We start from the raw sequence: 26166 nt of genomic DNA on the forward strand, positions 1-26166 counted from the left end.
CGGCGCGCTGCGCTCGCACGGGCGACGGGTGCCACGTCGCAGCACGGCACGACCGTGACCGGCGGGGAGGGAGGTGTGGGTGGGCCCGGAGGGACTCGAACCCCCGACATCCACGGTGTAAGCGTGGCGCTCTAACCAGCTGAGCTACAGGCCCTGGAACGGCGGAGCACAGCCTACCGGGTCGGCACCCCGCCACCGGCCACGACCGCCGGGCGCTCGGGGCTCAGAGCTGTTCGAGCGCCCGTCGGTAACCGTCGAGGTCACGACGCTGCCCGCGCGGGTTGACGACCGACCACCGCACGATCCCGTCGGCGTCGAGCAGGAACGACCCGCGCAGCGCGAGGCCGTTGTCCTCGTCGAGGACGCCGTAGGCCCGTGCGACGTCCCCGTGCGGCCAGAAGTCGGAGAGCAGGTCGAACTCGAAGCCCTCCTGCGCCGTCCACGCCTTCTGCGCGAACACCGAGTCGCACGAGATCCCGAGCAGCGTGACGCCGGCCGCCTCGAACTCCTCGAGGTTGTCGCGCAGCTCGCACAGCTCGCCCGTGCAGATCCCCGAGAACGCGAAGGGGTAGAACACGAGGAGCACCGGCCCGCCCCGCAGGTCCGCGAGGTGGACGGGCGTGCCGTGGGTGTCCGGCAGCGTGAAGTCGGGCGCCGGGTCGCCCGGACCGGGCGGCGTCGGGCGCCCGGTCGTCGCGGCGTCGTCAGCGACCGCGGCCACGGGTCCCGAGCTTCGTCGCGGACCAGTCGGGCGCGATGGCGAACGTGCTCGTCGCGTGCAGCCCGGCCGTGGTCGCGGCCTCCTGGATGTCGTTGTGGCCGACGTGGCCGGGCCGGCCGGGCTTCGGGGTGAGCACCCAGATGAGGCCGCCGTCGTCGAGCACGGTCTGGACGTCCACGAGCAGGTCGGTGAGGTCGCCGTCGTCCTGGCGGAACCACACGACCACGCCGTCCGTGACGTCGTCGTAGTCCTCGTCGACGAGCTCGCCGCCGACGAGCTCCTCGAGCTCCCCGCGCAGGTCGTCGTCGACGTCGTCCGCCCAGCCGAACTCCTGGACCACGTTGCCGGGCGCGAACCCCAGTCGGTCCGCCCCGCTGGGCCCTACGGTGTCGGTCACTGTCGTGTCGTTCCTTTCCTCGTCCTGTCCGTGCGGTGGGCCGTCGCGCGCGCCCGGGCGGGCGCCCGCGCGCACGACGACCTGCCGTGTCTGGCAAAGGTAGCCCACCGCAGGGTGCGGTGCTTGGCAAGGCACCGCCCACGGACGGCCGTCGCGCGGGTCGTCGGCCGTGGCCGGGCACGGCCGGGCGGCCGCACGACGGCGGCGCGCACGCCGTCCGGCCCGTGTCGCCGAAATCACGCCCTCTTGACCACCCGATGGTGTGACTTACGCGTGCGTTGTGAACACAATGGGTAGACCACCCTGGTCTCGTGAAGAGGCGCGGTCGCCACCAGCGGCCGCGGCCGCGTGCCCGGAGTGGGCCCGAGACGGGTGTCGGCCGTGTACCGCGCGGCCGAGCGCCCGGCATCCGACGAGATATGAGGTTGCTGGTGGCTTCGTACGACGAGACCGGACCGCTGATCAACGGTCTGCTCAGCCAGGTTCCGGACTTCGACCCCGCCGAGACCGGCGAGTGGGTCGAGGCCCTCGACGGCCTGATCGACGACCGCGGGGGCCCGCGCGCCCGCTACGTTCTGCTGAATCTGCTCAAGAGGGCCCGGGAGCGCAACGTCGCCGTCCCGACCTCCCTGACCACCCCCTACGTGAACACCATCGGTGTGCACGAGGAGCCCTACTTCCCCGGCGACGAGGCGCTGGAGCGCCGCTACCGCTCGTGGATCCGCTGGAACGCCGCCGTCATGGTGACGCGGGCGCAGCGGCCCGGCATCGGCGTCGGCGGCCACATCTCCTCCTACGCGTCGGTGGCGACGCTGTACGAGGTGGGCCTGAACCACTTCTTCCGCGGCAAGGACCACCCCGGCGGCGGCGACCAGGTCTACTTCCAGGGCCACGCCTCCCCCGGCGTGTACGCGCGCGCGTTCCTCGAGGGCCGCCTCTCCGCGGACCAGCTCGACGGGTTCCGCCAGGAGAAGTCGCACCCGGGCGGCGGCCTGCCGTCGTACCCGCACCCGCGCCTCATGCCCGACTTCTGGGAGTACCCGACCGTCTCCATGGGTCTCGGCCCGGCGAGCGCGATCTACCAGGCGTGGACGGACAAGTACCTGCACAACCGCGGGATCCGCGACACGGAGCAGCAGGACGTGTGGGCGTTCCTCGGCGACGGCGAGATGGACGAGCCCGAGTCGCGCGGCATGCTCCAGCTCGCGGCGCAGCAGCAGCTCGACAACCTGACGTTCGTCGTGAACTGCAACCTGCAGCGCCTCGACGGCCCGGTGCGCGGCAACGGCAAGATCATCCAGGAGCTCGAGGCGCAGTTCCGCGGCGCGGGCTGGAACGTCATCAAGGTCATCTGGGGCCGCGAGTGGGACGTCCTGCTCAACGCGGACAAGGACCGCGCCCTGGTCAACCTCATGAACGTCACGCCCGACGGCGACTACCAGACGTACCGTGCGGAGTCCGGCGCGTTCATCCGCGAGCACTTCTTCGGCCGCGACCCGCGCACGAAGGCGCTCGTCGAGAACATGACCGACGACGACATCTGGAACCTCAAGCGCGGCGGCCACGACTACCGCAAGATCTACGCGGCCTACGCGGCGGCGCGCGCCCACACGGGCCAGCCGACCGTGATCCTCGCGCACACGGTCAAGGGCTACGCGCTCGGGCCGTCGTTCGCGGGCCGCAACGCGACGCACCAGATGAAGAAGGTCGGCCTGGCCGACCTCAAGGCGCTGCGCGACTCCCTGCGGATCCCGATCACGGACGAGGAGCTCGACGCCAACCCGTACGAGCCCCCGTACTTCCACCCGGGCCCCGACGCGCCGGAGATCCAGTACCTGCTGAACCGTCGCCAGCAGCTGGGCGGGTTCGTGCCCGAGCGCCGCTCGTCGCCGAAGCCGATCACCCTGCCCGGCGACAAGTCCTACGAGATCCTCAAGAAGGGCTCGGGCCAGCAGGAGATCGCCACGACGATGGCGTTCGTCCGCCTGCTCAAGGACCTCATCAAGGACAAGGAGTTCGGCAAGCGCGTCGTGCCGATCATCCCCGACGAGGCCCGCACGTTCGGCCTGGACTCGATCTTCCCGTCGGCGAAGATCTTCAACACCCAGGGCCAGCACTACCTCGCCGTGGACCGTGAGCTCATGCTGAGCTACAAGGAGTCCGAGGCCGGGCAGATCATGCACACCGGCATCAACGAGGCGGGCTCCGCGGCCGCCTTCCAGTCGGTCGGCACGTCCTACGCCACGCAGGGCGAGATCATGGTGCCGTTCTACATCTTCTACTCGATGTTCGGCTTCCAGCGCACCGGCGACCAGTTCTGGGCGGCGGGCGACCAGCTCACGCGCGGCTTCATCGTCGGCGCGACCGCGGGCCGCACCACGCTCACGGGCGAGGGCCTGCAGCACGCCGACGGCCACTCGCCGCTCCTCGCGGGCACGAACACCGCGATCGTCCAGTACGACCCGGCGTTCGGCTACGAGATCCGGCACATCGTGCGCGACGGCATCGAGCGCATGTTCGGCCCGGGCGAGCACGGCGTGGGCGCGGACGGCCGCGACCAGAACGTCATGTACTACCTCACGGTGTACAACGAGCCGATGGTCCAGCCGGCCGAGCCGGAGGACGTGGACGTCGAGGGCATCCTCAAGGGCATCCACCGCATCTCCGTGGGCGAGGGTGACGGGCCGCGCGCCCAGATCCTCGCGTCGGGCGTCGGCGTGCCGTGGGCGCTCGAGGCGCAGCAGCTCCTGCGGGAGGACTGGGGCGTGGCGGCGGACGTGTGGAGCGTGACGAGCTGGAACGAGCTGCGGCGCGACGCGCTCGCCGCCGACCAGGCCGCGTTCCTCGACCCGGCCGCGCCCGCGCGCGTCCCGTTCGTCACGGAGAAGCTCTCCGGCGCCGAGGGGCCGTTCGTCGCGACGAGCGACTACGACCACCTGGTCCCCGACCAGATCCGCAAGTGGGTCCCGGGCGACTACGAGGTGCTCGGCGCCGACGGCTTCGGGTTCTCGGACACGCGCGCGGCGGCCCGCCGGCACTTCAAGATCGACGGCCCGTCCGTCGTCGTGCGCACGCTCCAGGCGCTCGCCAAGCAGGGCAAGGTCCCCGCGGACGCGTCGGCCCGGGCGATCGAGAAGTACCGCCTGATGGACGTCACCGCCGGCACGTCCGGCAACGCGGGCGGCGAGGCCTGACGGCCACCGCCTGAGACGACGACGGCCGGTCACCCCGCGGGGTGACCGGCCGTCGTCGTCTCCGGAAGGTGGCGAGCGCCGCGGGTCAGGTCCCGGCGCGGTGCTGCTCGGCCTGGGCGACGGCGCGCTCGAGGTCCGCGCGCAGCGGCGCGACGCCCCGGGGGTCGCCGTACTCGACGAGCGACTCGAGGTGGTGGCGGGCGTCGAGGGGACGGTCGGCCTCGATGGCGGCGAGGACGAGCTGGCGCCCGACCTCGGCCTCGTGCTCGCGGGCGCGCCAGTGGCCGACGCCGAGGCCCAGCGCCTCGACCGGCAGGCCCGCCGTGCGCAGCACCTCCATGGACTGCGCGAGCGCGTGCCCCGAGGGGTCGCGCTCCGCGGCCGTCGCGAAGCGGCGCAGGGCCGCCTCCGGGTCGTCGTCGAGGGAGAGGCGGCCGAGCTCCACGAGCGGGTACCACCCGCGCGGGTGCCCGGCGAGCTCCTCGGCGAGCGCCCAGACCGCGAGGTCGGCGGCGCGCTGCTTCTCCGTCTCGTCCGCCGGGGCGGCGAGCGGGTCGTCCGTGGTCGGTCCCTCCGCGGCGCGACGGCGGACCAGCTCCGCGAGCGCGCGGAAGGCCCGCTCGTCGTTCGGGTCGTCGACGAGCATCGCCCGCAGCGCGTCCTCGTGGACCGTGTCGCCACGCTTCTCCCCGGACCGTGGGCGGCGCGTGCCGACGGTCGACGCGGACGTCGGCCGACGCATGAGCTGTCGAAGTCGGGGCATGAGTGCCATTCCCCGACCCTAGCGGGTCGTCCGGGTGCTCACCCAGCGACCCGGTCCCCCGGCGACCCGGCGGCCGCCGTGGCGCACGCTTTGTGGACTGTCCACAACCCCGGCCGTATGCTCGGCGCGTGACGGCCACCCCCAGGACCCCGGCGACCGCGCCGGCCCCGACCGGCCCGGCCGGCAACGCGGACAACCTCCAGCGCCTGCGCGACGGCAGCGGCCTGCTCATGTCCGCCGCGCTGCGCCGGCTCGACGACGAGATCCGCTGGTACCGCGAGCTCCCGGCCGAGGACCGCTCCTACGTGGGTCTCGTCGCGCAGTCCGGCATCACGGCGTTCGTCACGTGGTACGCGGACCCGCAGGCCCCGCCGCACGGCGTGAGCGACATCTTCGCCGCGGCCCCGCCCGAGCTCACGCGCTCGATCTCGCTCCAGAACACGCTCCAGCTCGTCCGCATCGTCGTCGAGGTCGTCGAGGCGTACTCGGACCAGCTCGCGGCGCCGGGCGGCGAGCGCGACCTGCGCGAGGCCGTGCTGCGCTACTCGCGGGAGGTGGCGTTCTCCGCGGCGGAGGTCTACGCCCGCGCCGCGGAGGTCCGCGGCGCGTGGGACGCGCGCCTGGAGGCCCTCGTCGTGGACGCGCTCATCCGCGGCGACGGCGACGACTCCCTGCGGTCGCGCGTCTCGGCGCTCGGCTGGGGCGGCCACGGCTCGACCCTCGTCATGGCGGGCACGATCGCCGCGACGCTCGACGAGGTCCGGACGGCGGAGCTGCGCCGCGCGACGCGCCGCGCGGCGGGCGACGCGCTCGTGGGCATCCACGGCGACCGGCTCGTCCTCGTGCTCGGCGGCGAGGGCGACCTCCAGGCCGCCGCGGCGTCGCTCCTGCCCCGCTTCGGGCCCGGCCCGGTCGTCATCGGGCCGACCGTCCCCGGGCTGGAGGAGGCCGCGCGCTCGGCGCAGGCCGCGCTCGCGGGGCTGCGGGCCGCGCCCGCCTGGCCGCAGGCCCCGCGCCCGGTGCTCGCCGACGACCTGCTCCCGGAGCGCGTCCTCACCGGCGACACCACGGCGCGGCGCACGCTCGTCGCCCAGGCGTACCGCCCGCTCGCCGAGGCGACGGGCTCGGTGCTCGAGACGCTGTCCGCCTACCTCGGCACGGGCCGGTCGCTCGAGGCGGCGGCCCGGTCCCTGTACGTCCACCCCAACACCGTGCGCTACCGCCTGCGCAAGGTCTCGGAGATCACCGGGTGGGACCCGCTGGACGCCCGCGAGTCGTTCGTGCTGCAGGTCGCGCTCGCGCTCGGGCAGCTCTCGACGGTCCGCTGAGGAGCCGGGCGCGCCCGACACCCCCGGGCACCTCCCCGATCGGTGTCTTGTAGGTTCGGCACAACCTCCCTCCGCAAGGTTGGTGCGCGTCGTGACGTGGCGCACGGCCCTCGCGTTGGCACAGTTGACGGGTGCTCGCCGTCTTGTGCCCTGGACAGGGCTCCCAGTCCCCCGGAATGCTCGCCCCCTGGCTCGAGCTGCCCGGCGTCGCCGACCAGGTCTCCGCGTTCGGCGAGGCCGCGGGCCTCGACCTGCGCGCGCACGGGACGGAGTCGGACGCCGACACGATCCGTGACACGGCCGTCGCGCAGCCGCTCATCGTCGCGTCGTCGCTCGTCGCGCTCCGCGTGATCCTCGACGGGCGCGACACCGCCGACGTCGTCGACGTGACCGCCGGGCACTCGGTCGGCGAGCTCGCCGCCGCGGCCGTCGCGGGGGCGCTGACGGACACCGGCGCCGTCGGGCTGGTCGCGCACCGCGCGCGCGCCATGGCCGCGGCCGCCGCCGCGACGCCCACCGGCATGAGCGCCGTCGTCGGGGGCGACCCGGAGGAGGTCCTCGCCGCGATCGAGGCGGCCCACCTGTGGCCCGCGAACGTCAACGGCGGCGGGCAGGTCGTCGCCGCCGGCGCCCTCGACCACCTCGCCGCCCTCGCGGAGAACCCGCCTGCGAAGGCGCGCGTCATCCCGCTCCAGGTGGCGGGCGCCTTCCACACGCCCTTCATGCAGCCGGCGCTCGAGGAGTTCGAGCCGGTCGCCGCGTCGTGGGACGTCGCCGACCCGCGCCTGCCGCTCCTGTCCAACGCCGACGGCGAGTCCTACGGCACCATCGACATCGAGGGCAGCACGTACGGCAAGGCGCGCGACGTCGTCCGCCGCCTCACCGCGCAGATCGCGGCGCCCGTGCGCTGGGACCTGTGCCAGGAGACCCTCGCGGAGCTCGGCGTCACCGCGCTGCTCGAGCTCGCGCCCGGAGGCGTCCTCACGGGTCTCGCCCGCCGCTCGCTCAAGGGCGTCGAGGCCGTGGCCGTGAAGTCGCCCGACGACGTCGAGGCCGCCCGCGACCTCGTCGCCCGGCACTCGGTGGCGGCCGGCGCAGCCACGGGCATCGACGCGTGAGCGGCGCGACCCTGCGCCAGGCCACCGGTCCGGCGCACTCGCGCATCCTCGCGATCGGCGGGGTGCGCGGCGAGAACGTCGTGACGAACGACGACATCGCCGGGCCCATCGACTCCTCCGACGAGTGGATCCGCCAGCGCACCGGGATCGTCACGCGGCGTCGTGCGGGCGCCGACGTCGACGTCCTGGATCTCTCCGAGGCCGCGGCGCGCGACGCGCTCGCCCGGGCGGGCCTCCAGGGTGGCGACGTCGACGCGGTGATCGTCTCCACGGTCACGTACTTCCACCAGACCCCCGCCGCCGCGGCGGTGCTCGCGGAGCGCCTCGGCGCGACGCCCGCCGCCGCGTTCGACGTCTCCGCCGCGTGCGCGGGCTACGCCTACGCCATCGCGCAGGCCGACGCCCTCGTGCGCGCCGGCATCGCGACGCACGTGCTCGTGGTCGGCGCGGAGAAGATGAGCGACTTCATCGACCCGACCGACCGCTCGATCTCGTTCCTCCTGGGCGACGGCGCCGGCGCCGCGATCGTCGGGCCGTCCGACACCCCGGGCATCGGCCCGACGGTGTGGGGCTCCGACGGCGGCAAGGCGCAGGCGATCCGCCAGACGCACGCGTGGTCGGACCTGCGCGAGGACCCCTCGCTCGGGTGGCCCACGCTGCGCCAGGACGGTCAGAGCGTGTTCAAGTGGGCCGCGTTCCAGATGGCCCCCGTCGCCGCCAAGGCGATGGCCGAGGCCGGGGTCGCCCCGGCCGACATCGGCGCGTTCGTGCCGCACCAGGCGAACATGCGGATCATCGACCAGATGATCAAGCAGCTCGAGCTCCCCGCGTCCGTCGCGGTCGCCCGGGACATCGCGGAGACCGGCAACACGTCGGCCGCCTCGATCCCCCTCGCGACCCGGCGCCTGCTCGACGAGGGGCAGGTCCGCTCCGGCGACCTCGCCCTCCAGATCGGGTTCGGCGCCGGGCTCGTCTACGCGGCGCAGGTGGTCGTGCTGCCGTAGGGGAGAATCACCCTGGACGGACGGCCGCCCTCCCCGCGGGGAGGGCCCACGCCGTCGGCGGACCCGTCCGTCGCGCGCACCGTCTGACGAAGTACCGCCCGGCACACCCACCGGGCACCGCCACCGGGACCGGTCGCCGCCGGCCCCACGACAAGGAGAAACCATGGCCTACACCGAGCAGGAAGTCCTCGCCGGCCTCGCGGAGATCGTCGCCGAGGAGACGGGTCTGCCGACCGACGCCGTCGCGCTCGAGAAGTCCTTCACCGACGACCTCGACATCGACTCGCTGTCGATGATGACGATCGTCACCCACGCCGAGGACAAGTTCGGGGTCCGCATCCCGGACGACGAGGTCAAGAACCTCACGACGGTCGGCGACGCCGTGTCCTTCATCACGGGCGCCCAGGCCTGAGCACGCCCCGCCTGCCTCGCAGGCCTGCGGGCGGGTCGGCGTCACCCACGCCGGCCCGCTCGTCCTCCCGCCCCCGCCGCAACCCCCGAGGAGCACCATGTCTGCCGCTACTGAAGTCGTCGTCACCGGCCTCGGCGCCACCACGCCGCTCGGCGGCGACGTGCCCTCCACCTGGGCCGCGGCACTGGCCGGCGAGTCCGGCGCGCGCACGCTCGAGAACGACTGGGCGGAGCGCTACGAGATCCCGGTGACATTCGCCGCGACGATCAAGGTCGACCCGGCCGAGGTCCTCGCGCGCCCCGAGATCAAGCGCATGGACCCCTCCACGCAGTACGCGATCATCGCCGCGCGCGAGGCGTGGGCGGACGCGGGCAGCCCCGAGGTCGACGGCGACCGGCTCGGCACGGTCGTGTCGTCCGGCATCGGCGGCATCTGGACCACGCTCGACGGCTGGGACACGCTGCGGGAGCGCGGCGCGCGCCGCATGCTGCCCATGACCGTGCCCATGCTCATGCCGAACTCCCCCACCGCGTACGTCTCGCTCGAGCTCGGTGCCCGGGCGGGCGCCCACGCTCTCGTCTCCGCGTGCGCGTCCGGCGCCGAGGCGATCGGCTACGGCGTCGACATGATCCGCGCGGGCCGCGCGGACGTCGTCGTCGCCGGCGGCACCGAGGCCACGATCCACCCCATGCCGATGGCGGCCTTCGCCGCCTCGCGCACGCTCTCGCTGCGCAACGACGACCCCCAGGGCGCGTCGCGCCCGTACGACGTCGACCGTGACGGCTTCGTCATCGGCGAGGGCTCGGGCGTCGTCGTCCTCGAGAGCGCCGAGCACGCCGCGGCCCGCGGCGCCCGCGTCTACGCGCGCCTCGCCGGCGTCGGGCTGTCCTCCGACGCCTACCACATCACCTCTCCCGACCCGGAGGGACGGGGCCAGGTCGCGGCGATGCGCCGTGCGCTCGAGGAGGCCGGGGTCACGGGGCGGGACGTCGTGCACGTCAACGCGCACGCGACCTCGACCAAGGTGGGCGACCTCACCGAGACCCGCTCCATCCGCTCGCTCCTGGGCGACGACGCCGACCACGTGCTGCTCTCGGCCACCAAGTCGATGACGGGGCACCTCCTCGGCGGTGCCGGCGCGCTCGAGTCGATCTTCACGATCAAGGCCGTCGCGGAGCGCCTCGCTCCCCCGACGATCAACGTGGCGAACCCCGACCCGGAGCTCCAGGTGCCGCTCGTGCGCGACACGCCCGCGCCGCTGCCGAGCGGCGACGTCGTCGCGATCAACAACTCGTTCGGCTTCGGGGGCCACAACGTCGCCCTCGCCGTGGCCAGCGTCTGACCGCACGCCACGACGACGCGAAGGGCGCCTCCCTGATCTCGGGGAGGCGCCCTTCGCCGTCCCTGCGGACGGGCGTTCGTGGGCAGTCGCTGCCGACAGGCGCGCGCGAGCGTCAGCCGACGCGGTGCAGCCAGCGCACCGGCGCGCCCGCGCCGGCGTAGCGGAACGGCTCGAGCTCGTCGTCCCAGGCCTTGCCGAGCGCGAGGTGGAGGGCGTCGCGCATGGCCCAGGGCTCGCTCACCTGCTCGAGCGCGGCCCGGATCCGGTCCTCGGGCACGACGATGTTCCCGTGCACGTCCGTCTGGGCGTAGAAGATGCCGAGGTCGGGCGTGTGGGACCAGCGACCGCCGTCGACGCCGTGGCTGGGCTCCTCGGTCACCTCGTACCGCAGGTGGGACCATCCGCGCAGCGCGGAGGCCAGCCTGGCGCCCGTCCCCTGCGGCCCCTGCCACGAGTACTCGGCCCGGTAGAGGCCGCGCGCAGCGGGCTGCTCGGTCCAGTCGAGCGACACGCGCACGCCGAGGACGTTGCCCGCGGCCCACTCCATGTGCGGGCACAGAGCACGCGGTGCTGAGTGCACGTAAAGAACACCGCGGGTGATGGCACCGGCCATGTCTGCCTCCCTAGGTCGAGGTTTCGTCTTCCCCAACGTCCTCACCCAGGGCGGGTCCACAGCGCTCGCACCGATGTCGCGGCGTGTCTCGTGCTCATCTTGCACGACATCGCGCGTGCGCGCGAGAGATCGGGCGGGCGTGCCCGGGACCGACCGGGCACACCCGTGTCAGAGGTGCTCGCGCAGCTCGCGCATCGCCTTCTTGCGCACGGAGCGGTCGAGCCGGTCCAGGTAGAGCATGCCGTCGAGGTGGTCGCACTCGTGCTGGAGGCACCGGGCCATGAGCTCGGTCCCCTCGACCACGACCTCGTTGCCGTCGAGGTCGGTGCCGACCACGCGCGCGTACCAGGCGCGGCGCGTCGGGTACCAGAGGTCGGGGACGGAGAGGCAGCCCTCGTCGCCGTCCTGGTAGTCGTCGGACAGCTCGACGATGCGCGGGTTGAGCACGTACCCGATCTCGTCGTCGATGTTCCACGAGAACGCCCGGAGGTTGACGCCGATCTGGTTGGCGGCGAGCCCCGCGCGCCCCTCGTGGTCGACCGTCTCGACGAGGTCGGCGACGAGAGAGCGCACCCGGTCGTCGATGGTGGTGATCTCGTCGCAGGGGGTGCGGAGCACGGGGTCCGGGATGGTCCGGATCTCTCTCATCGCCATGGTCACCATTCTTCCATGCGCACGACGACGTCCGGCCGTCGTCCCCAGCCCCGCACCGGGGCGCGCGTCACATCCGCGCGTACCGCGCCCGCGCGAACGAGTAGAGCCCGTAGGCCGCGAAGCCCAGACCGACGGCGACGAGGAGCGCGACCCCGAACGGCTGCGCCGCGAGCGTGGCGAACGCGCTGTCGAGGCCGCCCGCCTGCTGCGGGTCGTGCTGGACCGCGGCCACGACGAACAGCACGCCCAGCACGCCGAGCGCGATGCCCTTGGCGACGTACCCGACGCGCCCGAGCGTCACCACGGCGCGGCCCAGGTGCCCGCTGGTCCCGCCCTGGAGGTCCTCGAGGAACTTCTTCCGCCACCCCTTGACGACGTGGTAGACGCCACCGGCGACGATGCCCACCCCGACCGCGCCGACGAGCAGCACGCCGCCGGGCTTCTCCATGAGGGTCGCGGTCATGCTCTCCTCCTGGCCGGAGCCGCCGGCGGACCCGGTCACGACCTGGAGGGCGACCACCCCGAGCGCCAGGTAGAGGACGGCCTTGCCCGCGGCCTTGAGCCGGTCGGACGTCTCGGCCGCGCCGCTCAGCGCGACGGTGACCTGCCACAGGGCGAGCGCCGCGAACGCCACGACGGCGAACCAGAGCAGCGCGGTGCCGCCCGGCGTCTGCGCGATCGCGGTGAGCGCACCGGTCTGGTCGGCCTGCTCGCTCGAGGCCGCGCCCGTCGCCACCTGCACGGCGAGGACGCCGACGACGAGGTGGAGCAGACCGCTCACCGCATAGCCCCCGCGGGCCAGGAGCTCCAGGGTCTTGCTGCCGCGTGCGCCGCGTGCTGCCGCCTTGCCGGTCGAGCTCATGCTCGGTGCCACAGGACCTCCTCGGTCGTCGGGACGCCGCCCCCACCGCGCCGCCGGGTTCTCCGGCCCGCACACGGTGCCAGAACTGCGCACTCCGCGCACGCCGGACGGCGTTGCCAGGCGGCGTTGATCACGATTCGGTAACGTGCCGCGGATGCCCACGCAGAACCCTCGCCTCGCCGTGCTCGACGGACTCCGGTTCGCGGCAGCGGCCGCGGTGCTCGTCTACCACTTCGTCGCCGTCAACCACCACGCGTGGGGCGCGCGCACGAGCGCCTCGCTCCCCGACGCCCAGGCGGTCACGGCCTACGGGTCCTTCGGGGTCCAGCTCTTCTTCGTCGTCAGCGGCTTCGTCATCCTCATGACGGCCTGGGGCCGCGACGTGCGCGGCTTCGTCGCCTCGCGCGCCGGGCGGCTCTTCCCCGCGTACTGGGCCTCGGTGCTGCTCACGGTGGTCCTGCTGGTGCTCGTCGTCCCCGGCCGGCGCGACGTCGACCTGCCGCAGGCGGCGGCCAACCTCACCATGGTCCAGCGCGCGTTCGGCATCCCCGACCTCGAGGCCGTCTACTGGACGCTCTGGTCCGAGCTGCGGTTCTACGTCCTCGTCGGCGTGCTCGTCGCCGTCGGCCTGACCCGGGCGCGGGTCCTCGCGTTCGTCGTGCTGTGGCCCGTCGCTGGCGCGATCGCGACCCAGACCGGCTCCGAGCTGGCCGCGACGGTGCTCGTCGCCCCCGACGCCCCGCTCTTCGCGGGCGGCATGGTGCTCTACCTGCTGACCCGCGAGCGCCGCTCCCCCGTCCTCTGGCTCGCGCTCGCGCTGAACGTGCTCCTCGGGGCGGCGCTCTCCGGGCGGATCCAGTCCGGCCGCATCGAGAACAGCACCGACGTCGTCGTCTCCCCCACCGCGTGGTGGGTCGCGATCGTCGTGTGCTTCGCGCTCGTCGCCGTGGCGACGCTCACGCCGCTCGCTCGCGTCTCCTGGGGCTGGCTCACCGCGCTCGGCGCCCTCACGTACCCGCTCTACCTCGTGCACTCGTCCTGGGGACGATGGGTCATCGAGTCCGTGCACCCGTACCTCTCGCGCGCCGCGACCCTCGCGGTGGCGGTCGCGGTGTGCCTCGCCCTCGCCTGGGTGATCCACCGCGCCGTCGAACGCCCGCTCGGGCCCCGGCTGCGGCACGCCCTCGACCGCGACCTGCGCCGCGACCGCCCGACCCGGGCCGCCGCATCCCGGGGCGCTCAGGACGAGGCGCTCGCCGCGAGGTAGTCGCGCAGCACCACGGCCTGGTTGTGCTGCTCGTCCCTCGCCCCGTACACCAGCGTCACCACGGGGTGCTGCCCGACGACGTCCCGCAGCTCCGCGACCGCGTCACCGTGGGCGTCGAGCTCGGCCCGGTACCGCTCGGCGAACTCGTCGAACAGCCGTTCCTCGTGGTGGAACCAGCGCCGCAGGTCCGTCGACGGCGCGACGTCCCGGAGCCACAGGTCGACGTGCGCCGCCTCCTTGCTCACGCCGCGCGGCCACAGGCGGTCGACGAGCACGCGGAACCCGTCCTGCTCCTCGGCCGGCTCGTACACGCGCTTGGTCCGCACCGTCATGAGGCCATGACACCGCGCGGACGCTCGCGCCGCACGCGCGACGCGGAAGGGTGCCCCGTGCAGGACTTGAACCCGCGACCGAGAGATTATGAGTCTCCTGCTCTGACCAGCTGAGCTAACGGGGCGCGCGGGCGAGCATACCGCCCGTGCGGCAGGCGGTCGGAGAGCCGCTACGGTGGGGACGTGTCCTGGTTCCGCCGTCCCGCGCTGCCCGACCCTGTCCGTCGTGCGCTCGACCTCCCGGCCACCGATCGTGTCCTCGCGTCGGCGGAGCTCGCCGACGGGTCGTGGGCCGTCGCGACGCGGGCCGGGCTCCTCACGAGCGACGCCGGCGGGACGACCGTCGTCCGGCACCTCTGGTCGGACGTCGACCGGGCGGGGTACGACCCGGAGAGCGCGACGATCACGGTCTCGTGGGTCGACGGCGCCCCTCCCCTGGCCCTGCGCCTCGCCGACCCGCGCCGCACGTCGCTCGCGCAGACGCTGCGCGAGCGCGTGCAGTCGTCGGTCGTGCTCTCGGAGACCGTGACGTTCGCCGCAGGCCTCACCGCGCGCGTCGCCGTGCGGCGGGACGCGGACGGCGAGCTCTTCTCGCAGGTCGTCGCCGACCCCGGGCTGGACCTGGCGGACCCGGAGGTCGAGGCCCGGGTCGACGCGGCCGAGGGTCGGGTCCGGTCGGCGTCCGGACTACCCCTCTGAGCCTGCTAGAGTTTTCCCCGGTCGCTGCGGTGCACACCGCAACGGCTATGGTCGATCCCGCGTAGCTCAGCTGGCAGAGCATCCGACTGTTAATCGGACGGTCGTAGGTTCAAGTCCTACCGCGGGAGCCTTCAGGTTCGGCCCCGGATCGCACAGCGGTCCGGGGCCGGACCTTTTGCGTCCCCGGGACGGACCTCCGACCGGCGCGCGGGCGTCCGACCTCTCCGAGCGCCCGTGGACGCGTCCGTGCCGCTCGCGCGGGCCGGTCGTCTGCGGACACACCTCCGTCGGCGCAGGACGCCCCGGACCGACCGAGGCCGCCGGGGTCAGGCGATCTCGCCCTCACGCAGCGTGCGGCGCTCGGCCTCGACGGCGAGGAGCGCGGCGAACGCCTCCTGGTACGCGGCGAGGTCGACCGACGGGTCGAGCCGCTGGAGCCGGCTCTTCGCGTCGGCGACGCGGCGGGTGAGGCCCAGGTCGACGAGGCCGCGCACGACGCCCGCGACGTAGCCGCCGACAACGTTCTCCCGGTCCTCGGGCAGGGGCGCGACGGCAAGCTCGGTCACGAGGCCGCGCACGGGCTCGGCTGCCTGCTCGACGACGGCCTCGACCCAGTGCCCGGCGCCGAGCGACCTGCCCTCGCGCACGCCGCCCGCGGCGCGGATCGCGGCGTGCACGGCACGCCAGGCCGGGACGGCGAACGCGTCCTCGCCGAGGTCGTCGAACATCGGCGGCACGTGCTGGGGGTACTGGAGGACGGCGGCGAGCGCGAGTCGCTCCCGGCGCGCGACGGGGTCGCGCGGGTCGGGCAGGGGCAGCGCGGGGACCTCGGGCTCGGGCGGTCGGGCCTCGGCACCGGGGCGGGCGTCGTCGGGCCGGGAGGTCCGCACGGGCCCGGGTGCGCTGCCGCGCTTGGCGGCCGCGGCGACCTCGCGCCGGACGCGCTCCGCGTCGGTGCCGATCCAGCCGGCGAGCATGCGCGCGTACTCGGGCCGCAGCGCGGTGTCGCGGATGCCGGCGACGACGGGCGCGGCCGCGCGCAGGGCTCCGACGCGCCCCTCGGCCGTGTCGAGGTCGAACGACGCGAGCGTCGTGCGGATGACGAACTCGAAGAGCGGCTGGCGGCCGTCGACGAGCGCGCGCACCGCGTCCGGCCCGCGCGCCATGCGCAGCTCGCAGGGGTCCATGCCGCTCGGCTCGACCGCCACGAACGTCTGGGCGTAGAAGCGCTGGTCCTCGCCGAACGCCCGCACGGCGGCCTTCTGGCCCGCGGCGTCGCCGTCGAACGTGAAGACGACCTCTCCCCCGACGGACGCGCCCGACGCGAGCTGCATGCCGCCGCCCGCGGTCGTGTCGCCGAGGAGGCGCCGCACGATGCGCGCGTGGTCCGAGCCGAACGCGGTGCCGCACGTCGCGACGGCCGTCGTCACGCCGGACAGGTGCGCGGCCATGACGTCCGTGTACCCCTCGACGACGACGACGCGCTTCTGCTTCGCGATCTCGCGCTTGGCGAGGTCGATGCCGTAGAGCACGTGCGACTTCTTGTAGAGCGTGGTCTCGGGCGTGTTGAGGTACTTGGGGCCCTGGTCCTCGTCGTAGAGGCGGCGCGCGCCGAACCCGATGATCTCGCCGGTCACGTCGCGGATCGGCCACATGAGCCTGCCGCGGAACCGGTCGTAGATGCCGCGCTGGCCCTGGCTCATGAGGCCGGACGCGACGAGCTCCGCCTGCGTGAAGCCGCGGCCCTGGAGGTGGCGCTGGAGGTTGTCCCAGCCGGTCGGCGCGTACCCGACGCCGAAGTGCTCGGCGTCGGCCCGCTCGAAGCTGCGCTCGGCGAGGAACGCGCGCGCGGCCTGGGCGCCCGGGGCGAAGAGCTGCTCGGAGAAGTACTGGGCGGCGACACGGTGCGCCTCGAGCAGCCGCTGGCGACGGCCGGGCTCCTCGCGGGGGCGCTGCGGGCCGCCGGAGTCCTCGTAGCGGAGCTGGATGCCGATGCGGTCCGCGAGGTACTCGACGGCCTCGACGAACGTCAGGCCGTCGATCTTCTGCACGAACGAGATGACGTCGCCGCCCTCGCCGCAGCCGAAGCAGTGCCAGCGCCCGACGCCGGGACGCACGTGGAACGACGGCGAGCGCTCGTCGTGGAACGGGCACAGGCCCTTGAGCGAGCCGACGCCTGCGGTCTTGAGCGTGACGTGCGCGGAGACGATCTCGTCGATCCGCGCGCGGTCGCGGACGGCTTCCACGTCCTCGCGTCGAATCAGGCCTGCCACGAGGCGAGTCTATGCGCCCCGGGCCGGCCCGGCGGGTGCCCCGGCGGCGTCGTCCGTCACCCCGGCGCCGGTCCCCGCCGCCGCCCCCACGAGGGCCGCGCGCGACGCCGCGCAGCGGCGCGCGTACGCGCCGGGGGTGACGCCCGTCGCGCGTGCGAAGTCCGCCCCGAGGTGGGCCTGGTCGTAGTAGCCGACGGCGGTCGCGAGCGCCGCGAGGTCCTGGCCCGGGTCCGCCGCCAGGAGGTCCGCGGCGAGGTGCACGCGGTGCCGCTGGAGCACCCACTTCGGGCTCACGCCGACGGACGCGGCGAACAGCCGCTGCAGCGAGCGCGCGGACGTGCCGACGACGTCCGCGAGGTCCCCCACGCCCGCCCCCGGCCCGAGCTCGCCGCCGACGAGCGCCGCGAACGCCCGCGCGACCCGGTCGAGGTCGCGCCTCGCGCGTGCGATGCGGACCCGCTCGGCCCGGGCGCGCAGCAGGGGCTCGACCGTCTGCGCCGCCTCCTCGTCGCGGCCCGTGACCGCCAGGGCGAGCGCGGCGGCGCCGGTGCGCTCCGCCGTCGGGCCGAGCAGCGCCGCGGCCGGGACCTGGACGCCCGGACGCACGGCGTCGGGGTGGCCGAGCAGCACCCGGAAGGCGCCCGGCCGGAGCTTGGTGCCCACGACGGCGCCCGACCCGGTCAGGGTGCGCTCGAACAGCCCGGGCGGGATCCCGTGCGCGACGTACCCCGACTCCTCGGCCACGACGTTCGCCACCGGGTGGGGCACGAGGACCTGGGTGAACTCCGTGCCGGGCGGCAGGTCCCACCGCACGACCCAGTGCCGCTCCACGAGGTCCGCGAGGTCGGGGGCGGGCTCGACGCGCACCAGCTCGAAGCCGCGCCGCGCGGCCGCGGGGTCGACGAGGCCGCGGACGGACGTCGTCGGGCGCCGGGGCCCCGCGGGGGCGCCGGCACCGGCGGGTTCGAACACCTGTCGCATTCCTCCAAGACTGGCACGGCCCGCCGACACGAGCATGGGGGGACGGCCCGCCCCGGGTGGGCGGGGAACGACGAGGAGGAGGACACCATGGAGATGTCGGCACTGCACCCCAACGTCACGGTGAGCGGCGCGCGCGAGGCGATCGCGTTCTACGAGGCCGCGCTCGGCGCCGAGGTGGTCGACACGATCACGGCGGGCGACGCCGTCATCCACTCCGACCTGCGGCTCGTCTCCCCGGCGGGGACCAGCACGTTCACCGTCGCGGAGGCGTTCCCGCCGGACTCGGTCGCGCCGGAGCCCGGCGCCCCGACGCACGCGTCGTTCACCGTCCCGGTCGAGGACACCGACGCCGCGTACGCGCGGGCGCTCGCGGCCGGCGCGTCGAGCCTCGCGGAGCCGTCGGACTGGTTCGAGGGGTTCCGCCAGGCGGCGGTGCGCGACCCGTTCGGGCACCGCTGGTACTTCGCGACCGTCGCCGAGTCGGTGACGGCCGAGGACGTGCAGCGCGCGAGCGACGCGTGGGTCGCCGAGCGCGGCTGACCCGGCCCGTGCGCCCGCCGGTCAGGCGGGCGGGCGCACGAGGCGCGCGTGCAGCTGCATCGCGGAGACGTCGGTGAGCGACGCGACCTGGTCGATCACCACGCGCAGGCGGGCCGCGTCGTCGGGCGCCGCCTCCCAGTCCGCCGCGAACGACGGCTCGAGCGCGACGGGCGCGCGGTCGCCCAGGACGTGCACCAGGTCGGCGATCACCTCGCGCTGACGCTGGTAGAGCGGCTCCTGCTCGCGCGGCGCCATGACGTACGCGACCGCGACCCCCTTGAGCACGAGGATCTCGGCGACCGTCTCGTCCGGCACGACGAGCCGCGCCGCGTAGCGCGTGAGCGGGCCGTCCCCGAACAGCGCGCGCGTCGCGTCCTGGGCCGCTCCCGTGAACCGGCCGATGAGCTGGCTCGTGGCGTCCTTGAGCGCGGCGAGCGCGCGGCGCGACCCGTCGAACCCGGTGACCAGGTGCCCGGTGCCCTGGAGCCGGGTGATCGCCGCGTCGAGCGCCGCCTCGTCGTACGCGGTGCCGTACCAGGAGTGGACGGCGCGCACGACGCGCGCGCGCTCGTCGGGGTCGTCGAGCACGGCGAGCTCGATGCGCCCGCCGACGACGGCGTCCTCGACGTCGTGCACGGAGTACGACACGTCGTCCGCGAGGTCCATGACCTGCGCCTCGAGGCACTTCACCTGCGCGGGTGCCCCGGCGCGCAGCCAGTCGAACACCGGGCGGTCGTCCTCGTAGACGCCGAACTTGTGGGTGGGCCGGCCGTCCGCGCGCAGCGGCGCCTCGCCCGCGCCCCACGGGTACTTGACGCTCGCATCGAGGCTCGCGCGCGTGAGGTTGAGCCCGTACGACCGGCCGTCCTCCACGACCTTGGGCTCGAGCCGCGTGAGGAGGCGCAGCGTCTGCGCGTTGCCCTCGAACCCGCCGACATCGACCGCGAGGTCCGCGAGCGCCCGTTCGCCGTTGTGCCCGAACGGCGGGTGCCCGAGGTCGTGCGCGAGGCACGCGGTGTCCACGATGTCCGGGTCGCAGCCGAGCGCCTTGCCGATCTCGCGGCCCACCTGCGCGACCTCGAGCGTGTGCGTGAGCCGGGTGCGGACGAAGTCGTCGCTGCCCGGCCCGAGCACCTGCGTCTTGGCGCCGAGACGGCGCAGCGCCGACGAGTGCACGATGCGGGCGCGGTCGCGCTCGAACGGCGTGCGGGCCCGGGACTTCGCGGACTCGACGAACCACCGCTCGGTGTCGGCGTCGGAGTACGACGCCGTGCCCTCCTCGCCGCGCGCCGGGCGCGGGCCGGTCCCCACGACCGCGGGGTCGAACGCCTGCTGCTCGAACGTCTGCACGGGCCCCAGCGTAACGACGCCGGTCGGCACGTGGCGGACGGCGGGCGGGCCGCCGTGGGCGTACCCTCCGGCGTATGGGTGCAGCGCGTGCGCTCGAGCTGCGGGCCGTCACCGTCGACGGCCTGGTCGAGGTCGTCCCGTACGTGGACGGCCGGTCGCTCGTGGACGTCGTCGGACGGTTCGAGTCGGCGCGCGGGTACTCCCCCGCGGGCGCGTACGGCGGGCTTGTCCCCGCGTTCTTCCGCTACGGCGACGCCGCGCACCAGTGGTACGGGAGGGGCCGCGTGCCCGCGGGCGGGCGGGCGTGGGTGCTCGCGTGCGACTGCCACGAGGCGGGGTGCTGGCCGTTCGAGGTGGCGGTCGACGCCGACGCGACGACCGTCACGTGGCGCGACCTCACGCAGCCGTTCCGTCCCGAGTGGGACTACTCCGCGCTCGGGCCGTTCACGTTCGACCGTGCGCAGTACGACGGCGCGGTGCGCGCGGTCGCGCACCTGTTCGGCTAGGGCAGGCGCCACACCCCGACGGCCGGACCGTCGCCCGCGAGCCGGGCGCCGCCGTCGTGCGGGGCGAGGGTCAGCGCGCCGTGCAGCCGCTCGGGCTCCCCGCGCCCCACGAGCGCGGGGTGCAGCGTGACGCCGCCCCACGGCGCGCGGGAGAGCGCGACGAGCACGCGCTCGTCGGGCGTCTCGCGGAGGTAGACGAGGGCGTCGTCGGCGACGTGCACCCAGCGCAGGCCGCCGTGGCGCAGCGCGTCCGAGCCGCGGCGCACCGCGATCAGCGCCCGGTACAGGTCGAACGTCGCGCCGTCCCAGCGCCCGTGGGCCGAGCCCGCGTCGTCCCACGGCATGGTCGCGCGCGCGTGCTCGCCGTTGAGGCCCGTGAGCCCCACCTCGTCGCCCGCGAAGACGACGGGCGTGCCCGGGTAGGTAAGCAGGAGCGTCGCCGCGACCTCGACCATCTCGCGCGAGCCGACGATCGAGCGCAGCCGCGGGGTGTCGTGCGAGCCGAGCATGTTCCACTGCGACGCCGTCACGCGCCACGGCAGCACGGCGTCGAACTCGCGCATCGTCTCGACCACCGCCGGCCCGGCCCGGCGCGGCGTGCGTACGGGCAGCCCGAGGTAGGGCACGGGCGAGTGCGCGGGAGACAGCCAGGTCCACGCCGGGCGCGTGAACGCCGAGTAGTTCATGTTCGCGTGCCAGCCGTCGCCCGCGAGGTCGCCGGAGGCGTCGTGGAAGTGCTCGGCGACGAGGGCGGCCTCCGGGTTCACGCCCCGCATCGTCGTGCGCAGGCGCCGCGCGACGTCGAGCGTGCGGTCCTCGGCGCCGAAGCGGCCCGTCATGTTGGCGACGTCGATGCGCCACCCGTCGAGGCCGAACGGCTCGCGCACGTAGCGCCCGACGACGGACCCGGGCCCGTCGATCATGCGCGCCCCGAGCTCGGCCGAGCCGTACGACAGCTTCGGCAGCGACGCGTGCTCGAGCCAGCCCACGTACCCGGGCTCGCCGTCGGTCCAGTAGTAGAAGTCGCGCTCCGGCGCGCCGGGGTCCGCGAGCGCCCGCGCGAACCACTCGTGCCCGGCGCCCGTGTGGTTCGTCGTGAGGTCGCCCATGACGCGCAGCCCGCGCGCGTGCGCGGCGCGGATCAGCGACGCGTACGCCGCGTCGCCGCCGAGCAGCGGGTCGACGTGGTCGAACGTGCTCGCGTCGTAGCGGTGGTTGGAGCGCCCCGGGAAGACGGGCGTCGTGTAGAGCGTCGTGACGCCGAGCGCCACGAGGTGGTCGAGCCGCTCCTCCACCCCGGCGAGGTCGCCCCCGTAGTACTGCGTGCCGACGTCGGGCCCCGCGCCGTGCGGCTCGTCGTCCCAGGCCGCGGGGACGGCCCACTCCGGGAGCGGACGCCCGTCGGCCCCGGCCGAGCGCGCGAACCGGTCGGGGAAGACCTGGTACACGACGCCGTCGCGCATCCACGCGGGCGCGCCCTCGTGGACGGTGAGGCGGAAGTCCGCGGCGTCGGGCACGTCGCGGTCCCAGACCCCGCGGCCGTTGAGCCAGCGGTAGCCGCGCTCGCCCTCGTCGAGGAAGAACCGGTACCCGGTCACCGGGTTGTGCACGAGCACCTCGGCGACGTACCAGTCCTCGTGCTCGTCCGAGCGGTCGAGGCGCGCCGGGGCGAGGCGCGGCTCGCCGTCGCGCACGGTGCGCAGCCACACGTCGCGCACGCCGGCCGACCGGGGCACGCGCACGCGGACGGGGACCGTGTCCCCGAGGGCGGGGACGCCCTCGGGGACGTACAGCGCCGAGCCGTCGTGGTGCGGGACGGGGGTGGCGACGTCGTGCACGCGGTCAGCCCTTCACGGAGCCGGCCGTGAGGCCGCCCACGATGTACTTCTGCAGGTAGAGGAACAGGGCGAGCACGGGCAGCGCCGAGATGACGGCACCGGCCGTGAAGAGGCCCCAGTTGGCCTCCTTGAGCGACGACACCCACCCGTACAAGCCGACGGCGAGTGTCCAGTTGCTCTCGGACGACAGGACGATGCGCGCGATGATGAACTCGCCGAACGTGCTGATGAACGACAGCAGCGCGACCACGGCGAGGATCGGCGCGACGAGGCGCAGGATGATCGTCCAGTAGATCTGCGTGTGGGTCGCGCCGTCGATCTTCGCGGCCTCGTCGAGCTCGCGCGGCACGGTGTTGAAGAACCCGTACATGAGGAACGTGTTCACGCCCAGGGCTCCGCCGAGGTACACCGCGACGAGCGCGATCTTGCTGTTGAGGCCGAGGACCGGCACGACGTTCCCGAGCCCGATGAGCAGCAGGAAGATCGCGACGAACGCGAGCATCTGCGGGAACATCTGGATGATCAGCAGGGACGTGAGGCCGGCGCGCCGGCCGCTGAAGCGGAACCGGGAGAACGCGTACGCCGCCGCCGCGCCCATGAGCACGGTGCCGACCGACGTCGCGACCGCGATGACGAGCGTGTTGCCCATCCACGTCCAGAACATCGTGGTGCCGAGCTGGGCGTAGTTCGCGGTGCTCACGTCGGAGAACAACGAGTTGGAGCCGGTGAGCGTCCCGTTCTCCGACAGCGACGCCGACAGGACGTACACGAGCGGGAACGCGGCGTAGACGACGGCGATCACGCCGACGACGTGCCGCCAGCCCAGCTCGGAGAACCAGCGCCCCGGGCGCATGCGGTTCCGGGACACCGGGACGGCGGTGCCGCCGACGACGGGGGGTGCCTGGGTGGTCGCCATGTCAGCTGATCTCCTCGAACTTGCGCGTGCTGCGGAAGGCGATGGCCGAGATCGTCCCCACGATGACGAAGATGACGATCGACAGGGCGCTCGCGAGCCCGAAGTCCTTCTGCGCCGAGCCGTCGACGCCGGAGATCGAGTACACCATCGAGATGAGGATGTCCGTGTGGCCGAGCGGCACGGACGCGTCGGCGAAGCGTGGCCCGCCGCCGGTGAGCATGTAGATCAGGGTGAAGTTGTTGAAGTTGAAGGCGAACGACGAGATGAGCAGCGGCGCGGTCGAGATGAGCAGCAGCGGCAGCGTGATCGCGCGCCACGTGGTCCAGCGGCCCGCGCCGTCGATCTTCGCGGCCTCCATGACGTCGGAGGGCAGGGACTGCAGCGCGCCCGTGCAGATGAGGAACATGTAGGGGAAGCCCAGCCACAGGTTCACGCCCAGCACGGACAGCTTCGCGAGCCAGGGGTCGGTGAGCCACGGGATGTGTGCGCCGCCCAGGATCACCTCGTTGATGAACCCGAACCGGGTGTTGAGCAGCCCGGACCACAGCAGCGCCGCGAGGAAGCCCGGGATCGCGTACGGCAGGATCATGAGCGTCCGGTAGACCTTGCGCCCGCGCATCCGGGTGTCGTTGAAGACGATCGCGAGGAACAGGCCGAGCAGGAACGTCGTGGCGACCGAGCCGATCGCGAACACGAACGTCCACAGCAGGATCTTGACGAACGGCTGGGCGTAGCGGGCGTCCGAGAACGCGGTGACGAAGTTGTCGAACCCGACCGGGACGCGCCACCCGACCGCGAGGGTCGAGCCGTCGGGCGCCTGGAACTGGCCCTCGTCGTTCGGCGTGTAGACCGTGCCCGTCGTCGTGTCGGTCATCGTGTCGGCCGCCGCGTCCCACTCGAGGGCGGACGTGTATACGTACCCGGTGCGGGCGTCGGTGGTGCGGATCGAGCCGTCCTCGGGGTCGTCCGATACGGGGACGCGCAGCTCGGTCACCTCGGCCTGGCGCTGCAGCACCTGGTCGCGCGGCAGGACCGTGTACCCGGGGACCTCGGTCGCGCGGCCGTCCTCGACGGTCGCGCCGTCGACGACCGACAGCGGCCGCTCGGCCGTGCCGGCCTCGACCTCGCCGTCGTCGGTGACGACCGCGAACCCGAGCGCGTCGCCGTCCTCGACGACGGTCAGCGCGGACGACGCCGAGCCCTCGACCCGGCGCTCGTTCTGGATGAGCAGCGCGGAGACCGCCTGCTCCTTCGTCGAGTTGTGGCCCGTGCCGTAGTTGGTGAACGCCACGTAGCCCGTGTACCCGACGACGAAGATCTGGTAGACGAGCAGGAAGATCAGGCCGGGCAGGATGTACTTGAGCGGCAGGGACCGCTTCGAGAAGTACACCCAGTTGGCCGCGAGGAGCATCGCGAGCGTCGCGGCGAGGATGCCGTACGAGCCCGCCGTCCACGCCGACCAGACCACGTACACGCCGAGCGCGTCCACGACCGCCATGAGGGCGAGCTTGACGAAGAACCCGGGCCCGTAGTCGCGCGCGTGCGAGGCGTCGCGCGGCCGCAGGCGGCGCTCGCCGCGCGGCGGCGGGCCGTCGGCTCCGGAGGTGCCGACGCGCTCGTCGCCGGCCGTGGTCTGAGGGGCGGACATCGTGGTGCCTCCGAGGTCGTCGGACGCGCGGGGTGCTGCGTCTTCTGGAGTGTCGTCGTGCTGCGTCGCGGCCCGTTCCGGGCCGGAGGTCGGGACGCGCCGTCGCGGTGCGCAGGAGCCCTGCGCACCGCGACGGCGGGCTGCACCCGGATCAGGAGTCGATCGCGCCCTGGATGTCGGCGATCATCTTGTCCCAGCTCGAGACCGGGTCGGCACCGGCGACGATCGCCGCCTCGGTGACGCCCCAGAAGCTCCACACGGAAGCCATCTCGGGGATCGACGGCATCGGCACGGCCTCGGCACCCACGGCGCGGAAGCCCGCGACGATCGGGTCGTCCGCGGCGGCGGTGTCGGCGGCGGCGGTCAGCGCCGGCGGACGGTTGCCCGCCTCGTACAGCGCGAGCTGCGCGTCCTCGGTGGACAGGAAGTTCACGAGGAAGTCGTTCGCGACGATCGCGTTGTCGCTCTCCGCGCTCAGATAGAAGCCCTGGACGCCGACGAACGGCTGCGCGGGCTGGCCGCCCGCGGTGGGGATCGGGTCGATCGACAGGTCGAGCCCCTCGAACGAGTCGATCATCCACGGGCCGCCGACGATGAACGGCGACTGGCCGTTCTTGAACGCCTCGACGGCGATGTCGTAGGTCGTGTCCTGGCTGAGCACGCCGGCCGCACCCTGGGCGCCGAGCCACTGCGCGAACGCCTGGCCCTCGGGGCCGCCCATCGCGAGCTCGGACGAGTAGCTGCCGTCCTCGTTCTGCGCGAAGACGGGGGCACCGAACGACGTCTGGAACGGGTAGTGGGTGTACGGGTCACCCTTGTCGCCGTCCGACTGGACCAGGATCGGGAACTGCGTCCCGGCGGCCTGGCCCGCGGCCACGGCCTCGTCCCACGTGGCGGGGGCGGTCGGCGCGAGCGCGGTGTTGCGGATGAGGGCGATGTTCTCGATCGCGTAGGGCAGGCCGTAGACCTGGCCGTCCTGCGTGAACGCCTCGATGGAGACGTCCTCGAACTCGGCCGCCTTGTCGCCCAGCTCGAGCGGCGCCACGACGCCGTTCGTGGTGAGCTCGCCCAGCCAGTCGTGGGCGCCGACGGTGATGTCGGGACCCTCTCCCGTCGGGACCTGGGCGAGGAAGTCCGCCCGGATGTCCTCGAAGTTCTTGAGCACGACGTCGACCGTCGTGCCCGTCTCGGTCTCGAACGACTCGGCCGCCGCGGTCACGGCGTCCTGACGGGTCTCGTCGACCCAGACGGTCAGCGAGCCACCGGCGGACGAACCCTCGGCGCTCGGCTCGTCGGTGGTCTCGTCGCCCGAGCCGCCGGACGAGCAGGCGGTCAGCGCCAGCGTCGTGGTCAGCGCGGCGGCAAGAAGGATGCTCCGTCGCATCAGTGGTCACTCCAAGCGTGTCGT

The 26166-nt window shown here is 73.8% G+C and carries 24 protein-coding genes and 3 tRNA genes; 11 read left to right on the top strand and 16 right to left on the bottom strand.

All coding sequences use genetic code 11. The annotated features are described in order from the left end of the window. Positions 1–80 precede the first annotated feature (80 nt). The 3 genes from B9L22_RS15580 to B9L22_RS15590 form a co-directional block, all read right to left on the bottom strand. Positions 81–154 (bottom strand) — tRNA-Val (locus B9L22_RS15580). Between the two features lie 69 nt (positions 155–223). Beyond that, positions 224–721, bottom strand: coding sequence for a peroxiredoxin (locus B9L22_RS15585; RefSeq protein ID WP_086151078.1), 498 nt, complete (start codon positions 719–721; stop codon positions 224–226). Beyond that, positions 705–1118: a DUF3052 domain-containing protein gene (locus B9L22_RS15590; RefSeq protein ID WP_031316633.1), complete on the bottom strand. Its 414-nt coding sequence runs from the start codon at positions 1116–1118 to the stop codon at positions 705–707. The genes B9L22_RS15585 and B9L22_RS15590 overlap by 17 nt, the downstream gene beginning before the upstream one ends. A gap of 431 nt (positions 1119–1549) precedes the next feature. Between B9L22_RS15590 and aceE the strand changes: the two genes are divergently transcribed. Then, positions 1550–4312 (top strand): pyruvate dehydrogenase (acetyl-transferring), homodimeric type, encoded by a 2763-nt coding sequence (gene aceE, locus B9L22_RS15595; RefSeq protein ID WP_086151079.1) that lies wholly within the window; start codon positions 1550–1552, stop codon positions 4310–4312. Between the two features lie 85 nt (positions 4313–4397). On the opposite strand, the gene B9L22_RS15600 is transcribed toward aceE, so the two are convergent. Next, positions 4398–5084, bottom strand: a complete 687-nt coding sequence (locus B9L22_RS15600; RefSeq protein WP_034651756.1) for a hypothetical protein — start codon at positions 5082–5084, stop codon at positions 4398–4400. Between the two features lie 119 nt (positions 5085–5203). Here B9L22_RS15600 and B9L22_RS15605 point away from each other — a divergent pair, with 119 nt between their 5' ends. The 5 genes from B9L22_RS15605 (at position 5204) to B9L22_RS15625 (ending at position 10279) form a co-directional block, all read left to right on the top strand. Continuing rightward, on the top strand, positions 5204–6403 hold the full coding sequence (locus B9L22_RS15605; protein ID WP_076405505.1) for a CdaR family transcriptional regulator: 1200 nt from the start codon (positions 5204–5206) through the stop codon (positions 6401–6403). A gap of 131 nt (positions 6404–6534) precedes the next feature. After that, complete coding sequence (locus B9L22_RS15610; protein ID WP_086151080.1) at positions 6535–7521, top strand: ACP S-malonyltransferase; 987 nt, start codon at positions 6535–6537, stop codon at positions 7519–7521. Then, the gene (locus tag B9L22_RS15615) at positions 7518–8525 is read left to right on the top strand and encodes a beta-ketoacyl-ACP synthase III (RefSeq protein WP_086151081.1); all 1008 of its coding nucleotides are present in this window, start codon (positions 7518–7520) and stop codon (positions 8523–8525) included. The genes B9L22_RS15610 and B9L22_RS15615 overlap by 4 nt, the downstream gene beginning before the upstream one ends. Positions 8526–8688: 163 nt before the next feature. Then, positions 8689–8937, top strand: coding sequence for an acyl carrier protein (locus B9L22_RS15620; protein WP_021482065.1), 249 nt, complete (start codon positions 8689–8691; stop codon positions 8935–8937). Between the two features lie 97 nt (positions 8938–9034). Then, positions 9035–10279 carry a beta-ketoacyl synthase gene (locus B9L22_RS15625; protein ID WP_034651767.1) on the top strand — a complete coding sequence of 415 codons (1245 nt, stop codon included), beginning with the start codon at positions 9035–9037 and terminating at the stop codon, positions 10277–10279. A gap of 112 nt (positions 10280–10391) precedes the next feature. On the opposite strand, the gene B9L22_RS15630 is transcribed toward B9L22_RS15625, so the two are convergent. From B9L22_RS15630 to B9L22_RS15640, 3 genes are all read right to left on the bottom strand, one after another. Further along, on the bottom strand, positions 10392–10892 hold the full coding sequence (locus tag B9L22_RS15630) for a DUF3145 domain-containing protein (RefSeq protein ID WP_021481145.1): 501 nt from the start codon (positions 10890–10892) through the stop codon (positions 10392–10394). 168 nt (positions 10893–11060) lie between these two features. Further along, positions 11061–11546 carry a peptide deformylase gene (gene def, locus B9L22_RS15635; protein ID WP_021481144.1) on the bottom strand — a complete coding sequence of 162 codons (486 nt, stop codon included), beginning with the start codon at positions 11544–11546 and terminating at the stop codon, positions 11061–11063. A 67-nt stretch (positions 11547–11613) separates the two neighbouring features. Continuing rightward, a complete protein-coding gene (locus tag B9L22_RS15640) occupies positions 11614–12420 on the bottom strand; it encodes a DUF1206 domain-containing protein (RefSeq protein ID WP_233140185.1) in 807 nt (268 codons plus the stop codon). Positions 12421–12562: 142 nt separating this feature from the next. Here B9L22_RS15640 and B9L22_RS15645 point away from each other — a divergent pair, with 142 nt between their 5' ends. Further along, positions 12563–13675, top strand: a complete 1113-nt coding sequence (locus tag B9L22_RS15645) for an acyltransferase (protein WP_086151083.1) — start codon at positions 12563–12565, stop codon at positions 13673–13675. Here the strand turns inward: B9L22_RS15645 and B9L22_RS15650 are convergent. Both B9L22_RS15650 and B9L22_RS15655 read right to left on the bottom strand, forming a co-directional pair. Next, positions 13648–14007, bottom strand: coding sequence for a DUF488 domain-containing protein (locus B9L22_RS15650; protein WP_198163054.1), 360 nt, complete (start codon positions 14005–14007; stop codon positions 13648–13650). The genes B9L22_RS15645 and B9L22_RS15650 overlap by 28 nt on opposite strands. A 51-nt stretch (positions 14008–14058) precedes the next feature. Then, positions 14059–14132: transfer RNA gene (locus B9L22_RS15655), tRNA-Ile, on the bottom strand. A 58-nt stretch (positions 14133–14190) separates the two neighbouring features. On the opposite strand from B9L22_RS15655, the gene B9L22_RS15660 reads away from it, so the two are divergent. Further along, a complete protein-coding gene (locus B9L22_RS15660) occupies positions 14191–14706 on the top strand; it encodes a hypothetical protein (RefSeq protein WP_086151084.1) in 516 nt (171 codons plus the stop codon). Between the two features lie 55 nt (positions 14707–14761). Next, positions 14762–14834, top strand: a tRNA-Asn gene (locus tag B9L22_RS15665). A gap of 198 nt (positions 14835–15032) precedes the next feature. Here B9L22_RS15665 and dnaG read toward each other — a convergent pair. After that, on the bottom strand, positions 15033–16979 hold the full coding sequence (dnaG, locus tag B9L22_RS15670; protein WP_086151085.1) for a DNA primase: 1947 nt from the start codon (positions 16977–16979) through the stop codon (positions 15033–15035). Between the two features lie 9 nt (positions 16980–16988). Next, a complete protein-coding gene (locus tag B9L22_RS15675; protein WP_086151086.1) occupies positions 16989–17951 on the bottom strand; it encodes a helix-turn-helix domain-containing protein in 963 nt (320 codons plus the stop codon). Positions 17952–18047: 96 nt separating this feature from the next. Between B9L22_RS15675 and B9L22_RS15680 the strand changes: the two genes are divergently transcribed. Further along, positions 18048–18500: a VOC family protein gene (locus tag B9L22_RS15680; protein WP_061268625.1), complete on the top strand. Its 453-nt coding sequence runs from the start codon at positions 18048–18050 to the stop codon at positions 18498–18500. Positions 18501–18521: 21 nt separating this feature from the next. Here B9L22_RS15680 and B9L22_RS15685 read toward each other — a convergent pair whose 3' ends face one another. Further along, positions 18522–19811, bottom strand: coding sequence for a deoxyguanosinetriphosphate triphosphohydrolase (locus B9L22_RS15685; protein WP_051027575.1), 1290 nt, complete (start codon positions 19809–19811; stop codon positions 18522–18524). A gap of 113 nt (positions 19812–19924) precedes the next feature. Between B9L22_RS15685 and B9L22_RS15690 the strand changes: the two genes are divergently transcribed. Beyond that, positions 19925–20356: a hypothetical protein gene (locus B9L22_RS15690; RefSeq protein ID WP_086151087.1), complete on the top strand. Its 432-nt coding sequence runs from the start codon at positions 19925–19927 to the stop codon at positions 20354–20356. On the opposite strand, the gene B9L22_RS15695 is transcribed toward B9L22_RS15690, so the two are convergent. The 4 genes from B9L22_RS15695 to B9L22_RS15710 form a co-directional block, all read right to left on the bottom strand. Beyond that, complete coding sequence (locus B9L22_RS15695) at positions 20353–22194, bottom strand: glycoside hydrolase family 13 protein (RefSeq protein WP_086151088.1); 1842 nt, start codon at positions 22192–22194, stop codon at positions 20353–20355. The genes B9L22_RS15690 and B9L22_RS15695 overlap by 4 nt on opposite strands. 4 nt (positions 22195–22198) lie before the next feature. Further along, the gene (locus B9L22_RS15700) at positions 22199–23110 is read right to left on the bottom strand and encodes a sugar ABC transporter permease (protein WP_086151089.1); all 912 of its coding nucleotides are present in this window, start codon (positions 23108–23110) and stop codon (positions 22199–22201) included. A 1-nt stretch (position 23111) separates the two neighbouring features. After that, positions 23112–24758 (bottom strand): ABC transporter permease subunit, encoded by a 1647-nt coding sequence (locus B9L22_RS15705; protein ID WP_086151090.1) that lies wholly within the window; start codon positions 24756–24758, stop codon positions 23112–23114. 151 nt (positions 24759–24909) lie between these two features. Further along, on the bottom strand, positions 24910–26142 hold the full coding sequence (locus B9L22_RS15710) for an extracellular solute-binding protein (protein ID WP_021482604.1): 1233 nt from the start codon (positions 26140–26142) through the stop codon (positions 24910–24912). Positions 26143–26166: the final 24 nt, after the last annotated feature.

This window comes from Cellulosimicrobium sp. KWT-B (assembly GCF_002127155.1).
GTDB classification, from domain to species: domain Bacteria; phylum Actinomycetota; class Actinomycetes; order Actinomycetales; family Cellulomonadaceae; genus Cellulosimicrobium; species Cellulosimicrobium funkei.